The sequence below is a fragment of the Pseudomonas sp. IT-P258 genome, assembly GCF_949767825.1.
Classification (GTDB): domain Bacteria; phylum Pseudomonadota; class Gammaproteobacteria; order Pseudomonadales; family Pseudomonadaceae; genus Aquipseudomonas; species Aquipseudomonas monachiensis.
This window is the reverse complement of the sequence record NZ_CATKPU010000016.1, coordinates 69332-83772: the sequence shown is the minus strand read 5'-3', so window position 1 is coordinate 83772 and position 14441 is coordinate 69332. Positions and strand designations below refer to the sequence as shown.

General features: G+C 58.1%; 15 protein-coding genes. 9 read left to right on the top strand and 6 right to left on the bottom strand.

Annotated elements, in window-relative coordinates; genetic code table 11:
* The first annotated feature begins 103 nt into the window (after positions 1-103).
* Positions 104-1285 (top strand): MFS transporter, encoded by a 1182-nt coding sequence (locus tag ACM6G4_RS05720; protein ID WP_414913237.1) that lies wholly within the window; start codon positions 104-106, stop codon positions 1283-1285.
* Here ACM6G4_RS05720 and ACM6G4_RS05715 read toward each other — a convergent pair.
* Both ACM6G4_RS05715 and ACM6G4_RS05710 read right to left on the bottom strand, forming a co-directional pair.
* On the bottom strand, positions 1230-2162 hold the full coding sequence (locus ACM6G4_RS05715) for a DMT family transporter (RefSeq protein WP_056721415.1): 933 nt from the start codon (positions 2160-2162) through the stop codon (positions 1230-1232). The genes ACM6G4_RS05720 and ACM6G4_RS05715 overlap by 56 nt on opposite strands.
* Positions 2163-2383: 221 nt before the next feature.
* The gene (locus tag ACM6G4_RS05710) at positions 2384-3220 is read right to left on the bottom strand and encodes a S1 RNA-binding domain-containing protein (RefSeq protein ID WP_056721413.1); all 837 of its coding nucleotides are present in this window, start codon (positions 3218-3220) and stop codon (positions 2384-2386) included.
* 351 nt (positions 3221-3571) lie between these two features.
* Here ACM6G4_RS05710 and ACM6G4_RS05705 point away from each other — a divergent pair, with 351 nt between their 5' ends.
* The 3 genes from ACM6G4_RS05705 to ACM6G4_RS05695 all read left to right on the top strand — a co-directional run bounded on the left by ACM6G4_RS05705 (position 3572) and on the right by ACM6G4_RS05695 (position 5639).
* Positions 3572-3760: a hypothetical protein gene (locus ACM6G4_RS05705; protein WP_015096330.1), complete on the top strand. Its 189-nt coding sequence runs from the start codon at positions 3572-3574 to the stop codon at positions 3758-3760.
* A 209-nt stretch (positions 3761-3969) separates the two neighbouring features.
* Positions 3970-4692, top strand: a complete 723-nt coding sequence (locus ACM6G4_RS05700) for a TorF family putative porin (protein ID WP_414913236.1) — start codon at positions 3970-3972, stop codon at positions 4690-4692.
* Between the two features lie 77 nt (positions 4693-4769).
* On the top strand, positions 4770-5639 hold the full coding sequence (locus tag ACM6G4_RS05695) for a DUF6279 family lipoprotein (RefSeq protein ID WP_414913235.1): 870 nt from the start codon (positions 4770-4772) through the stop codon (positions 5637-5639).
* A 70-nt stretch (positions 5640-5709) separates the two neighbouring features.
* On the opposite strand, the gene ACM6G4_RS05690 is transcribed toward ACM6G4_RS05695, so the two are convergent.
* Positions 5710-6102, bottom strand: a complete 393-nt coding sequence (locus tag ACM6G4_RS05690; protein WP_409079345.1) for a transcriptional regulator — start codon at positions 6100-6102, stop codon at positions 5710-5712.
* Between the two features lie 194 nt (positions 6103-6296).
* Here ACM6G4_RS05690 and ACM6G4_RS05685 point away from each other — a divergent pair, with 194 nt between their 5' ends.
* From ACM6G4_RS05685 to ACM6G4_RS05675, 3 genes are all read left to right on the top strand, one after another.
* Positions 6297-7031, top strand: coding sequence for a DUF899 domain-containing protein (locus tag ACM6G4_RS05685; protein ID WP_414913234.1), 735 nt, complete (start codon positions 6297-6299; stop codon positions 7029-7031).
* A 377-nt stretch (positions 7032-7408) separates the two neighbouring features.
* Entirely contained in the window at positions 7409-8191 is a 783-nt protein-coding gene (locus ACM6G4_RS05680; protein ID WP_414913233.1) for a class I SAM-dependent methyltransferase, read from the top strand.
* 178 nt (positions 8192-8369) lie between these two features.
* Positions 8370-8645 carry a hypothetical protein gene (locus ACM6G4_RS05675; protein ID WP_056721400.1) on the top strand — a complete coding sequence of 92 codons (276 nt, stop codon included), beginning with the start codon at positions 8370-8372 and terminating at the stop codon, positions 8643-8645.
* A gap of 64 nt (positions 8646-8709) precedes the next feature.
* Here the strand turns inward: ACM6G4_RS05675 and ACM6G4_RS05670 are convergent, their stop codons facing one another.
* Positions 8710-10050 carry a DEAD/DEAH box helicase gene (locus ACM6G4_RS05670; protein ID WP_046043701.1) on the bottom strand — a complete coding sequence of 447 codons (1341 nt, stop codon included), beginning with the start codon at positions 10048-10050 and terminating at the stop codon, positions 8710-8712.
* 191 nt (positions 10051-10241) lie between these two features.
* On the opposite strand from ACM6G4_RS05670, the gene ACM6G4_RS05665 reads away from it, so the two are divergent.
* A complete protein-coding gene (locus ACM6G4_RS05665; protein ID WP_414913232.1) occupies positions 10242-11540 on the top strand; it encodes a mechanosensitive ion channel family protein in 1299 nt (432 codons plus the stop codon).
* 204 nt (positions 11541-11744) lie between these two features.
* Here ACM6G4_RS05665 and ACM6G4_RS05660 read toward each other — a convergent pair whose 3' ends face one another.
* Positions 11745-12389 (bottom strand): hydrolase, encoded by a 645-nt coding sequence (locus ACM6G4_RS05660; RefSeq protein WP_008018228.1) that lies wholly within the window; start codon positions 12387-12389, stop codon positions 11745-11747.
* Positions 12390-12547: 158 nt separating this feature from the next.
* Here ACM6G4_RS05660 and ACM6G4_RS05655 point away from each other — a divergent pair, with 158 nt between their 5' ends.
* Positions 12548-13435 (top strand): LysR substrate-binding domain-containing protein, encoded by an 888-nt coding sequence (locus ACM6G4_RS05655; protein ID WP_414913231.1) that lies wholly within the window; start codon positions 12548-12550, stop codon positions 13433-13435.
* A gap of 135 nt (positions 13436-13570) precedes the next feature.
* Here the strand turns inward: ACM6G4_RS05655 and ACM6G4_RS05650 are convergent, their stop codons facing one another.
* A complete protein-coding gene (locus ACM6G4_RS05650; RefSeq protein ID WP_414913230.1) occupies positions 13571-14437 on the bottom strand; it encodes a carboxylate/amino acid/amine transporter in 867 nt (288 codons plus the stop codon).
* Between the last annotated feature and the right edge of the window lie 4 nt (positions 14438-14441).

Here is a 14441-nt window from a genome sequence, read left to right as displayed (position 1 = left end):
ACATTCTCCAAAAAAGAACAAGTTACTCACTATTATTCATTTCTAAAGAAAGTCAATCAGTCCTAGCCTGACGGTCATTGATCCTCCAGACGGAATCCAGACCATGTCTCCCCTGATCCGCTTATCCGCCAGTTTCGTTGCCCTGATGATGGCCATGGGCATCGGCCGTTTTGCCCTGACACCGCAACTGCCGCACCTGCTCAGCGAAGGCCAGATCGACCTGACCGCCGCCGGACTGATTGCCGCCGCCAACTACCTCGGTTATTTCATTGGTGCGGTGGACGCCATGTTTTCCCGGCGTCCGGCGCAAGTGCACCGGCGCTTGCTCGGCGGATTGTGGCTCTGCGTGCTGTTGACCCTGGCGTCGTTCTGGGCCAATGGTTTCTGGTCGCACCTGCTGCTGCGTTTTGGCACCGGCGTGGCCAGCGCCTGGGTGCTGGTGATGATTACCGCCCTGAGCCAGCCACTCGCAGCAGAGGCCGGTCGACCTCGGCTCGGCGCCCTGGTCTTCGCCGGGCCGGGTTTGGGGATTTTCCTGACAGGTCTGTTGGCCCTGGGCTCTAATCTGCTGGGCCAGACTTCCGCCACCTTGTGGCTGGTGTACGCCACCGCAGGGCTGGCGATGCTGCTGGGGATCCTGCCGTTCCTGCCACAACCGGGTGCCACCGCGACTGCTGCGCCCAGCGCCAGCGCCTCGGGTAATCAAGGTATCGCTCGCCTGGGCTGGATCTATGCCTTGTACGGATTGGGCTACATCATTCCGGCGACTTTTTTGTCGCAAATGGCCAATGCGCAATTCCATGGCCAATGGCAGGCCGACCTGTTCTGGCCATGCTTTGGTTTGGCGGCGGCAACCGGTGTGGTGCTGGTGTGTCTGCGGCGGCAAAAACCTCGCGCCACCGGTCACTGGTTGATGGCGACGTTATGGCTGCAAGCCGCTGGCGTGTTCGCTTGCCTGCTGGGTAACGGGCCAGGCCTGGCGTTGGGTGTGATCCTGTGCGGCACGCCGTTCCTGGCCTGCATGCAACTGGTGATGCAACGCTCCCGGGAACTGGCGCCCCATGCCATCCAGCGCAATGCCGGCCTGCTGACAGCCTGCTTTGCCGTGGGCCAGCTCAGCGGGCCATTGCTGGCGGCGCTGAGCAGTCATTTCAGTGGCGGTTTGCAGCCGGCACTGGTAGTCGCTGGCTGCGGCTTGTTGATCGCCGGCGGTCTGTTGCTCGCGCCGGTCAGTGCTGCCCAAGAGCTTTGCGCAAACGACGGCGCAACCACTGCTCGGCGCTGACAAAAGTGATGCCCGCCAATACCAGTACGGCACCGATGACGAAGTTCAGGCTCAGTTCCTCGCCGAGCAGCACCACGCCGAAGGTGACGCCGAACAATGGCGTCATGAACGAAAACACCGCGAGGTTGGCCGCCAGGTAACGGCGCAGCAGCCAGAACCAGATCAGGTAACTGAAGAACGACACGACCACGCCCTGAAACAGCACACTGGCCACCGCCACATGAGTCAGGCTGACATGGGTGATCTGGCCGCTGAGCAACGCAATCAACAACAAGCCGAAGAAGCCGACAATCAACTGATAGAACAGCGTCAGGGTCACCGGCGCTTCCGACAGGCGCGAGGCGCGCACCACCACCGTGGTCGCGCCCCAGGCGGCACCCGCCAGCACGCCCAGGGCATCGCCCATCAACATGCGGTAATCAAGGTTGTCCCAGGACACCCCGCCGGCAAACGCAATGGCAATCCCGATAAAGGCCAGGACAATCCCCAGCCATTGCAGCGGTCGCAATCGCTCACTGGGCAGCAACCAGTGCACTCCCAAGGCGGTGAAGATCGGCGCCGTGTAGAGGAACACCGACATGTGCGCCGCCGTGGTCAGTTGCAGGCCCTCGGAAATGAAGAAGAACTCCAGGCCGAACAAGGCACCGGCCAACAGACCGCCGCGCCAGGTCGCCCCCACCTGGTTCCAGCCACCCTTCCAGCAGATCAGCAGCCCGACCAGCAACGCCGACATGCCGGAACGTCCGGCCGCCTGCATCACCGGCGCGATATCGGCCGCCGCCCACTTGATCATCACCTGCTGCACGCCCCAGACCAGGCACAACCCGACCATCACTTGCAGGGCAAACCCGTCGGTGCTGCGCCGGGTGGCGCTCACCGGAACACCTCGAAGACACAATCCATGGCAAAGACTCGGCAGAAAAAAGCAAAACCCCGGCCTTCTCGTTGAAAAGAAATCACCGGGGCGATGAATCATGTTGTCGATTATTAACCAGAAGGCCAGAAAATGCCCCTGTAGGAGCTGCCGAAGGCTGCGATCTTTTGATCTCTAAAAATCAAGATCGCAGCCTTCGGTAGCTCCTACACGTCAGAGTGGGGTCAACTGAGCTCGATACGATCGGCATGAATGACAATCTGGCCGTTCTTGTACAACGCACCGATGGCCTTCTTGAAGTTGCCCTTGCTGACACCGAACAGACTGCTGATCAATGCCGGATCGCTCTTGTCGCTCACCGCCAGGCTGCCGTTGTTTTCGCGCAACTTGGCGAGGATCTTCGAGTTCAGGCTGGTGGCCGCTTCCTGGCCGACCGGTTGCAGGCTCAGGCTGATCTTGCCGTCGGCGCGAACTTCCTTGATGAAGCCCTTTTCTTCTTTACCGGCGCGCATGAACTTGAAGATTTCGTTCTTGTGGATCAGGCCCCAATGCTTGTTGTTGATGATGGCCTTGAAACCCATGTCCGTGGCTTCGGCCACCAGCAGATCCACTTCCTGGCCCGCGGTGTAGTTGGCCGGGGTCTTGTCCAGGTAGCGGTCCAGGCGCGCGGTCGCGGTGATGCGACGGGTGTGCTTGTCGAGATAGACGTGCACTACCACATACTCACCCGCCGTCATCTGGCGCTTCTCTTCGGAGAACGGCAGCAACAGGTCTTTCGGCAAGCCCCAGTCCAGGAATACGCCGATGCTGTTGACTTCAACAACTTTCAAACTGGCGAATTCACCGACTTGAACTTTCGGTTTTTCAGTAGTTGCGATGAGTTTGTCATCGCTGTCCAGATAAATAAAAACGTTGAGCCAGTCTTCATCTTCGGTAGGAATATCTTTTGGAATATAACGATTAGGCAGAAGGATTTCGCCATCCGCGCCACCGTCCAGATATAAACCGAAGTTAGTGTGTTTAACCACTTGCAAACTGTTGTAACGCCCGACTAAAGCCATGTCCAATACCCTCATTGCGTGGGCGGCATTCTACCCGGTTTTAAGCGCTGCGTTCGGCAGCCGGCCCGGTGGCGCGAGAAAATCCTCTGAAACCCTCAATTTTCCCGGGGTTTCATCCCGCGTCTGGCCGCTCGTCAGGCCGTTCCGGGCATTTACGCCATGCCCAGGCAAGCGCAACACGATATTTTTTCGGGCAATGTTTTTAGTTAAAACAGCGGCTTAGGTGCATATTTCGGATATTGTCCGGTGACTGATTACCCCACCCTCAAGAATATGCCGAGGGGATATTTGCCAAGCAATTATCAGGTAATTCCTGTACGATGCCTGGCCAAGTTAATTTTCTACAGGTTAATGGCCGCCATGCGCGTAAAAGCATCCACCAGCAAAGCAAAGCCAGCTCCAGCCGTCGAAACCAGCGAATCGATCAACAGCCAGATCGCTGCGTTCCTCAAGTCCGGCGGTGAAATCCAGCAAATTGCCAAAGGCGTCAGCGGCCAGACGTTCGGCCCGTCCAAGCAGATCACCCTGGGCAAAAAGTAATCCCCCCCCGCGTCACCTGGTCCCAAAGCGCTTTGAGCTTCGAAGCGCTTGGACTGGAACCCTCGTTATTCCCCCCGCCACTCCTTCAAATCGTTCGGAAATCGACGAACGGCCTTCATTGCCGATCATTCGCCGGTATTCTTGCACACGTCTGGATCAAGCGTTTCAGCGGGCCCGCCAGCCTGTCCTCGCTGTTCATGGAGTGACGCATGTTCAAACCTTTCTATCTATCGGCATTGCTCGCCAGCCTGCTGGCCTGCTCCGTGGCACACGCACAAATCTTTCAGCGTGAGCTGGGGGGCTTCGACCTCAAGCTCGGCACCACCCCCACCCGCAGCATGGCCCAGGGCCTGGTCAAACCCTCGGCCGTCGGTTCGTTCCACGGCGGCCTGGACCTGAGCCACGACAGCGGTTTCTACGTGGGCCAATGGTCGCCCAGCGTGGGGATCAGCCCGGGGAAAGACCTCGAGATCGATTCCTACATGGGTTTTAAACAACCCTTCGACCAAACCCTCGGCTACGAAGTGGGCCTGATCCGCTACAGTTACCCCGAAGTCACGACCCCTGACAGCCAGGAACTGTTCGGTGGCCTGACCTTGCTCGGCAGCCGATTCGGTATCGCCTTCAGCAATGACCCGGACAAACAGAACAACACTCTGTTCGCTGACTTGAGCGGCAATCAACCTTTCGGTGTAGGCATCAGCCTGAAATACACCACCCACCAATTCAATACGCCAGTGGCGGTGGATGGCGGGTATGTAGGCAGTTTTACCGATTGGTCGCTGAAATTGTCCCGCCCGTTCATGGGCATCGACCTCAACCTGATCTACAGTGACTCCAACCTGAGCGGCAGCGGTTGCTCGGCCTATGCCGGGCACAACAACCAGTGCGACGGGCTGGTGACGCTCAAGGCCGAACACGCGTTCTATTGATCGGCTGAACTGCCGGGCTCCTCTTGGGTTCACATGAGAATCAGACACCGAAGACTGGCTTTCGCAAGGACTCGCCCATGTCCCGCTGGTTCAAACATATCGCCTTTATGCTGATAGTTGCCCTTGCCCTCGGCGCGTGCAGCCGCGTGGGCCTGGCCTACCGCAATCTCGATGTGATCATCCCGTGGACGCTCAGTGACTACCTGGACATGAACGGCGAGCAAAAAAGCTGGCTGGACGAACGCTTGAAGGAACACCTGAGCTGGCACTGCACCACCCAACTGCCCGGCTACCTCGACTGGCTGGACCGTCTGCAAACCATGATCACCACCAACCAGGTCACCGATGCAGCCTTGCAAGCCCGCGCCCACGAAGCCGAACAGGCGATCGCCGAGACCGCGCGGGAAATCACCCCGTCGGCCATCGAGTTGCTGAAAGGGCTGGATGACAAGCAAGTCGCCGAAATGAACGACGCCTTTGCCAAGGACCAGCGCAAACGCCAGCAGGAATACCTCAAACCTTCCCTCGACCAGCAGATCAAGGAACGCGGCGCGCGCATGGAGAAGCGCCTGAACGACTGGCTCGGGCCTCTGAACACTACCCAGCAACAACGGGTAGCCACATGGTCCAGGGCCCTGGGCGAGCAGAACACCCAGTGGCTTGCCAACCGCGTCCATTGGCAGAAACAGTTCAGTGCAGCTGTTGCCCAACGCCAGAGCCCCGAATTCCCACAACGCATCGAGACACTTCTGGTCAATCGTGAGAGCTTGTGGACACCCGCCTATCGGCAGGCCTTTGCCAACACCGAAGCCCAGGCGCGTTCACTGTTCGTGGATCTGATGGCTGAAAGCACGCCGAGCCAACGCGCACGGTTGCTGAAAAAAATCGAGGGTGTGAGGAAAGACTTCAGCGACTTGAAGTGCCTGAAAGCCGGGAAACAAGGCTGAGGACAACACAAGACCAATGTGGGAGCGAGCTGCTCCCACAGGGTGATTCCACAGGATTGCATGAGAACAATCAGGCAATCTGCGCCTTCGACGCCACCTCATCGAACGTCACCTCATCCAGCGCATCCTCCTGTTCGTCCAGCACCTGCCGCGGGTGATCATTGCCAGGGATGCTGCTGTCGATCAGGCTCAACAAACGCGAACCCCGCGCCGTCAGAATGTAATTGGTGCCCGTACCACCTTCGTCCTCCGGTCGCGGTTCGATATAGCCACGCGCCAGCAGTAACTTTTCGTATTCTCCAGCCACCGTTTTCAAGTGATCAAGATTTTCAATCGGCTCACCTTCCGCAGCCTTCTGCGCGGCATGCTGTTCGGCGTAAGGCCGCGGCGTAAAACTGTGGCCCGCACTGTTTTGCACTTCATGCAGCAAGCGCTCAATCAAGTCCCAATTGTAAGTCGTCATCCTGATTCAACCTCCGGTGCCCGTTCGATTGATGCCCGTGCAATTGCACGGACCTTACAGGTTGTGACCGGTACGCCCGCCCGCCGTTCAGCCGGGCGTTTGCAGACGACCGACCGGCGGCATGTCGAAATTCACGCAAGCCAAACGACTAGTCTGTGTAAGTCACCTCCCCGCCCCATGCAGGAGAAAACAACATGAACATTCAGAACCATCCCGTCGTATCGCGGGAAGAATGGCTCGCCGCCCGCAAACAGCACCTGGCCCACGAAAAAGCCTTCACCAAGGAAAGGGACAGACTCAGCGCCGAACGCCGCGCCCTGCCCTGGGTGAAAATCGACAAGGACTACCATTTCCAGGGGCCCGACGGCGAACTGAAACTGGCTGACCTGTTCGGGGGGCGCAGCCAGTTGGTGATCTACCACTTCATGTTCGCCGAGGGCTGGGATGAAGGCTGCCCAGGTTGCTCGTACCTGAGCGATCACATCGACGGCGCCAACCAGCACCTGGCCCACCATGACGTGGCCGTGGTAGTGGTTTCCCACGCACCGTTCGCCGAATTCCAGGCTTTCAAACGGCGCATGGGCTGGAAGTTCGACTGGGTGTCGTCCGAAGGCTGCGATTTCAACTACGACTTTGGCGTCACCGCCCGAGCTGAAGACGTCGCCGCCGGGAAGGCTACATACAACTACGAAAAAACCGACGGCGCCGAAGAAGAACTCCCCGGTCTCAGCGTGTTTTATCGCAATGACGCCGGAGAAATTTTCCATACCTACTCTACCTATGCCCGGGGCCTGGACATGCTGGTCGGCGCCTACAACTACCTCGACCTGACGCCCAAGGGCCGCAACGAGGACGAGATCATGGAGTGGGTGCGGCATCACGACCGGTACGAAGAACAGGCTAACCCTGGTTGCTGCCATGGGGGTTAGCCTTGAAACCGAGTCGCTGACTTCGCGGGCAAGTTTGCTCACAAAATTGATTTGTGCAGTTCAAAATCCAGCCTGCTCGCGAAGACGCTCAATCTGCCCGGAAGTCGCCAAGTCATCAAATTCACAGGACCAGCCAAGGTAATTCCAGCCGACTGCTGCTACATATGTATACATCTGTTGCTGCGGTCTGGAATACGACGAACACCTTAGTTTGACAGTATTAGATGTAGGATTAATCCGAAAAAAACACAGAAAACATTGCTTTATATTTATATACCCGCATGTTACAGATATAACAAATTAAAGAAATATAGTGATACTTTTCGCACCAGTAAAAAATCCAATCATCAGATTTTAACTACCCACTTGGTGAATATGTGTCGCAACAACAGAGAAACAATAGTGTAACGGATGAAAGCTATTGGGATGGTGTGTGGTCACCTGCGCAATCCTCGCTTTCGCTCCTGAGTCATTCAGACTTTTATTACGGCAAAAATGGCCTTTTCACCAAACTGATTCATGGCAGACTTGGATCGATCGAGGGAACTCGCGTTCTGGAGTTGGGCGGTGGAGGTGAAAACAAACGCCTCCTGGCCATGAACAAATGGATGGGCGCAGACGTCACGGCACTCGATTTCTCAGATGAGGGCCTGAAAGTAGTCAAGGAGCTGTTTGATATCAATCAATGCTCAGGCCACTTCCTCAACGCCGACATATGCAACTGGACACCCGATCAGCAATACGACACCGTCGTTCACTGGGGTGTCCTGGAACATTTCATTGATCCAAGGCCTATGCTTGAGAAATCATTTTCCGCCTTGAAAAGTAACGGCAGGCTGCTTTTTTCGATGCCGAACATGGAAGCTGTTGGCGCGCAACTGTGGAAAAACTGGTGCCCTGAAAACTGGTCGAAACACGTATTTCACTCCAGGGAACTCATCGAAAAAACGTTACATGAGATCGGCTTCTCAACAGTTGGAAGCTTCCATTATGGCGTGCCGTTCTTGAAAGGCGCTGAGTGGGAGATTGCTGCCATGGGCCAGCGTCCCATCGACCTGTTACAGAAAGTCTGCAGTGCCTCGGCACGGGTAGTACCGATTTTTCATAAATATGGAAACAAGCATATCTCGATGGAAAGAGGATTCATTGCGGTCAAGTGATCGAGACTTGAGTAAACGGGATCGACTCTTTCATCACTTTGCCGAGTGTAGAAAAACCGGACATTGTCCGGTTTTTTGTTGGCCACGCTATACCAGACTTATCCGCCACCTCGGCTGAACTTTTCTTGCCGTTGTCCCCTCAACCGGATATCTGCCGTTGCCGGAACAGAGGACGCTTATGAAAACCCTGAGCAAGCTGACCCTCGCTATCACCCTCGCCTGCGCCCTGCCCGCCTGGGCCTGCACCCCCGACGAAGCCACTGCCAAGCGCGAGCAACTGGCCCGGGAAGTGGCAAGGCTCACCGAGCAAAATCCGACCAAGGCCAAGGAGATCAATGATGAGTTGCAGAAGATGGATCTGGGCACTGCCGCCAAGGACCTGCCGGACAAGTGCCAGTTGATCGACCAGCGCTTGAAGGAACTGGAGTCTGCCGAGAAGAAAGCCGAAGGCTGATAAAACACCAGGGATAAAAAAACCCGGACACCGTCCGGGTTTTTCACTGATCGTCTACAACGACTTACTCAGCCGCCGGTGCTTCCGGCTTGCGGCGCTTGAGTGGGGCCATGCCGTCCTTGCTGACCAGGGAATCGCTCTTGGGCCGGTTGGCGCTCTTGCGCTTGGTCGGGGTCTTGGCGGCAGTTTTTTTCTTGTCGCCCTTGGCGTCGGTCTTTTTCTTCTTCACGCCAACAGCCTTGCCCGAGGCCTTGACCTTTTTCGGTCCGCCGTAGGTGCCTTTGACTTCCTTGATGGTGCGGCGCTCGAAGCTCTGCTTGAGGTAGCGCTCGATGCTCGACATCAGGTTCCAGTCGCCGTGGCAGATCAGCGAGATGGCCAAGCCATCGTTGCCGGCGCGACCGGTACGACCGATACGGTGCACGTACTCATCACCGCTGCGCGGCATGTCGAAGTTGATCACCAGGTCCAGGCCGTCCACGTCCAGACCACGGGCTGCGACGTCGGTGGCCACGAGGATTTTCACGCCACCCTGCTTCAGGCGGTCGATCGCCAGCTTGCGATCCTTCTGGTCTTTCTCGCCGTGCAGCACGAACGCCTTGTATTCCTGCGCCACCAGGCGGCCGTAGATGCGGTCGGCCATGGCCCGGGTGTTGGTGAACACGATGGCTTTCTGGTAGGTCTCGTTGGCCAGCAACCAGTTGACGATCTGTTCTTTGTGCTGGTTGTGGTCAGCGGTGATGATTTGCTGGCGAGTGGTTTCGTTCAGCTGGCTGACCGCGTTGAGCTGCAAGTGCTCAGGGTTGTTCAGGACCTTGGCGATCATCTCGCGCAAGCCCGAACCACCGGTGGTGGCGGAGAACAGCATGGTCTGCTGACGGTTGGTGCACTCGTCCACCAGACGCTGAACGTCGTCGGCGAAGCCCATGTCGAGCATACGGTCGGCTTCGTCGAGCACCAGCACTTCAACTTCTTTCAAGTCGAGGTTGCCGGCGTTCAATTGCTCGATCATCCGGCCCGGGGTACCGATCAGAATGTCGGGTACCTTGCGCAGCATGGCGGCCTGGACCTTGAAGTCTTCACCGCCGGTGATCAGGCCGGACTTGATGAAGGTGAACTGCGAGAAGCGTTCAACTTCCTTCAAGGTCTGCTGGGCCAGTTCGCGGGTCGGCAGCAGGATCAGGGTCTTGATGCTGACGCGGATTTTCGCCGGGCCGATCAGACGGTTGAGAATCGGCAAAACGAATGCAGCGGTTTTACCGCTACCGGTTTGCGCCGTCACCCGCAGGTCACGCCCCTGGAGCGCCAGCGGGATGGCCGCGGCTTGCACAGGCGTTGGCTCGACAAATTTCAGCTCGGCCACGGCTTTGAGCAGGCGTTCGTGCAGGGCGAATTGGGAAAACACGGGTGCTACCTCGAAGAAATGCAAAAAAACAGCTGCATAGGGTAACGGTTTCGAGCGCTCAGGCCGAGTTTCTTTATACAAATGGCGGTAAACAGTTGGTTTTTTGTTGCCTGATTTTTCCCGAAACGTAATACAAAGCGTCTTAAATGCTCTAATCCCCTCTCGCGCCTTATAGAAGAATCGTTTCAACCATGGATATCAAACAGCTCTGGACCAACGTCCTGGACCTTTGGGGTGCCCTCGACCAGCACCCGCTCGTGCACTCCAGCCTGTCGCTGTTGCTGCTATTGGCGATTGCGCTGTTCCTCGGACGGGTGGCGCGTTACCTCATTCTGCACGCGGCAAAAATGCTCAGCCGCCAGCCGGCCCTGCACTGGGTCAATGATTTCCTACAGAACAAGGTGTTCCATCGCCTGGCGCAGATCACCCCTTCACTGGTGATCCAGTTCGGCCTCAATCTGGTGCCGGACCTGAGCAAAACCAGCCTGAATTTCCTCGGCAACGTCGCACTGTCCTTCACCTTCCTGTTTCTGCTGCTGGCGGTCAGCGCCCTGCTCAACGCCCTGCTGGACATCTACGCCCGCACCGAGCACGCCCGCACCCGCTCGATCAAAGGCTATGTGCAATTGGCGAAAATGGTGCTGTACGTGTTTGGCGCGATCATCATCGTCGCCACACTGATCGATCGCTCGCCGCTGTTGCTACTGTCAGGCCTGGGCGCCATGTCGGCGGTGATCCTGTTGGTCTACAAGGACACGCTGCTGTCGTTCGTCGCCAGCGTGCAACTGACCAGCAATGACATGCTGCGGGTCGGCGACTGGATCGAGATGCCCCAGGTGGGCGCCGACGGCGATGTGGTAGACATCACGCTGCACACGGTCAAGGTGCAGAACTTCGACAAGACCATTGTCTCGATCCCGACCTGGCGCCTGATGTCGGAGTCGTTCAAGAACTGGCGCGGCATGCAGGCTTCCGGTGGCCGCCGAATCAAACGCAGCCTGTTCATCGACGCCAGCGGCGTACGCTTTCTGCGTGACGACGAAGAACAGAAGCTGTCCCAGGTGCACTTGCTCACCGACTACATGACCCGCAAACAGGCCGAACTCAAGGCCTGGAACGAAGCCCAGGGCAACGTCGCGGCCATGTCGGCCAACCGTCGGCGGATGACCAACATCGGCACTTTCCGCGCCTATGCGCTGGCCTACCTGAAGAGTCATTCGGGGATCCAGCCGAACATGACCTGCATGGTGCGTCAGATGCAGACCACGGCCCAGGGTATTCCGCTGGAAATCTACTGTTTCACCGGCACCACGGCGTGGGCCGACTACGAGCGGATCCAGGGGGATATTTTCGACTACCTGCTGGCGGTGCTGCCGGAGTTCGGGTTGAACCTGTATCAGCAGCCGAGCGGATCGGATTTGCGTGCGGGGATATTGCCGGCGGTACTGGGCGCGAGCCATCTTCCCGAAGCCGAAAAACGCAGGGTGTAACACCACAAAAACAAATGTGGGGTTTGTGTGGCGAGGGAGCTTGCTCCCGCTGGACAGCGAAGCTGTCCCAATGACTGCAGTCCGGTTCCTTCAGACAACCACGGTCGGCTGGTACTACGACTGCTGCGCAGCCGAGCGGGAGCAAGCTCCCTCGCCACAAGAGCCCGCTCCCACAAGGGTTACATCGTTTTCAGAATTTGCGGGTTACTTCACCTGCCGCTGCGGTGCCTTGTGCACCATGGTGTAGGCGTAATCCACGCCCATGCCGTACGCGCCGCTGTGTTCCAGCACCAGTTCCATCACCGCCTCGTAAGTATCCTTGTGCGCCCAGTCACGCTGGTACTCGAGCAACACTTGTTGCCAGGTCACCGGCACCGCGCCGGCCTGAATCATCCGTTGCACCGACATGTCATGGGCTTCCTTGCTGGTGCCGCCGGAGGCGTCGGTGACGATGTACACCTCATAGCCTTCAGCCAGGGCTTCCAATGCCGGAAAAGTCAGGCACACCTCGGTCCACAGCGCGGCAATGATCAGCTTCTTGCGACCGGTGGCTTTCACCGCGTCTACCAGTGCCTTGTCTTCCCAGGAGTTCATCGAAGTGCGTTCGATCGGCTTTTGATCCGGGTGCACAGCCAGCAATTCGGGCCAGATGTAACCGCTGAAGCTTTCGGTTTCGACCGAGGTGTAGATGGTCGGCACGTTGAAGATCTTCGCCGCCTTGGCCAGGCCCACGGTGTTGTTCTTCAGGGTCTGACGGTCGATGGACTGCACGCCGAAAGCCATTTGCGGCTGGTGGTCGATCAGGATCAGGGCGGAGTTGGTTGGGTTGAGCAGTTCACGAATAGACATGGCGCGTTCCTTTTGATGTCGATACTTCGAATGGGTGAGGGGGTAGTCGACCGTGCCTTCTGCGGCGTTGTTGTCGGCTTGGATGTCACTTTAGGGGCTGGCGATAAAAGGGACAATTACCTAAAATCGAGAAACATTGATTCTAAAAAAGGGACAATATGGATCGCATCGAATGCATGCGCGCCTTCGTCGTCACGGTCGGCGAGAACGGCTTCGCCGCAGCCGCCCGGGCCATGGATGTGCCGCGCTCGAAAGTCAGCAAACAGATTCAGGCGCTGGAAGAAGCCATCGGTGTGCAATTGCTGCAACGCACCACCCGCAGCCTGCACCTGACCGAAGCCGGGGCCGAGTATTTCGATGCTGCACGGGAGGTGTTGGCGGCATTGGACGAGGCCGAGCAACGCGCCCGTGACGGCATCGGTGAGTTACGCGGTGTGTTGCGGGTCAATGCGCCGATGTCGTTCGGTCTTCGGCGGCTGGGGCCATTGATTCCGCTGTTTCACGAACAGCACCCGAACATCGAGTTGCAACTGGTGCTCAGCGACCAGCAGGTCGACCCGGTGCGGGGCGGGTTTGACGTGACCATCCGTATCGCCAGCATGCCCGACTCGACGATGATCGCCCGGCAACTGGCACCCGCACCACGCATCATGGTGGCATCCCCGGCTTATCTCGAGCGCGCGGGCGTTCCGCAGACTCCGCAGGATCTGCGCGCCCATCAATGCCTGAACTACGGGTATCTGCAGAGCGGTGTCAGCCTGCAACTGTGCAATGGCAAGGAAACCCAACGGGTGAACGTCACCGGCCCACTCCACGCCAACAACGGCGACCTGCTCGCCCAGGCCGCCGAAGCCGGCATGGGCATCGCCCTGCTGCCCGACTTCATCGTCGAGGATGCGCTGGCGGCCGGGCGAGTGGTGCCAGTGCTGTGTGAATGGCAGGCCCCGGCGATCACCATCAATGCGGTGTATTCGTCGGCGCGGCGGGTGCCACAGAAGACCCGGGCGTTTATCGAGTTTCTGGTGGGGCAACTGGCGCCGAAGTGATTTTCGAAGATCGCGCAATCTATTGTGGGAGCGGGCTTGCTCGCGAAAGCGGAGTGTCAGTCGACGAAGATGTTGCCTGATCCACCGCTATCGCGAGCAAGCTCGCTCCCACAGAGGTATAGGGTTACCCAGGGTTTAGTGAATGGCCACAGGCTGGCGTACGCCCAACCGACTGATCCACACCGCCAGCAAAATCACCGAACCGCCGAGCAACAACCGCCCCAGTTCTTCGTGCTGATTCCAGATGAGCAGATTGATCAGCAGCCCCACTGGCACATGCAGGTTGTTCATCACCGCCAGGGTCCCGCCGCTGACCAGACACGCCCCCTTGTTCCACCAGTAAAGACCCAAAGCGGTCGAGACCAGTCCGAGGAACAGCAGCACGCCCCATTGCAACGGTGCTTCAGGCAGGAAGTCCTGTTTGCCGAACAACAGAAACGCCGGCAACACCACCGCCAGAGCACCGAGGTAGAAGAAGCCGAAGCGACGGTAATGCGGCAGATCGCTCGGATGACGCGCGACCAGATGTTTGTAGAGCACCTGCCCGGCAGCGAAGGTGAAGTTGGCCAGTTGCAGCAACAGGAAGCCCATGAAGAAGTCCGGGTTGATCCGGTCAAAGCGAATCACCGCCGCCCCCGCCACCGCCACCAGAGCCGCGACCAGGGCCCATGGATTGAAACGACGATTGAGCGCATCCTCGATCAGGGTCACGTGCAGCGGCGTGAGGATGGTGAACAGCAACACTTCCGGCACCGTCAGTACGCGAAAGCTCAGGTACAGGCAGACATAGGTCACGCCGAACTGCAACGCGCCGATCAACAGCATGCCGCGCATGAATGCCGGCTCCACCGAACGCCAGCGGGTCAGCGGGATGAACACCAGCCCCGCCAGCAACACGCGTACCAGCACGGCGAAGTAACTGTCGACATGACCGGCCAGGTATTCGCCGATCAAACTGAAGGAAAACGCCTGGATCAGCGTGACAAAAAGTAGATAGCCCATGCTC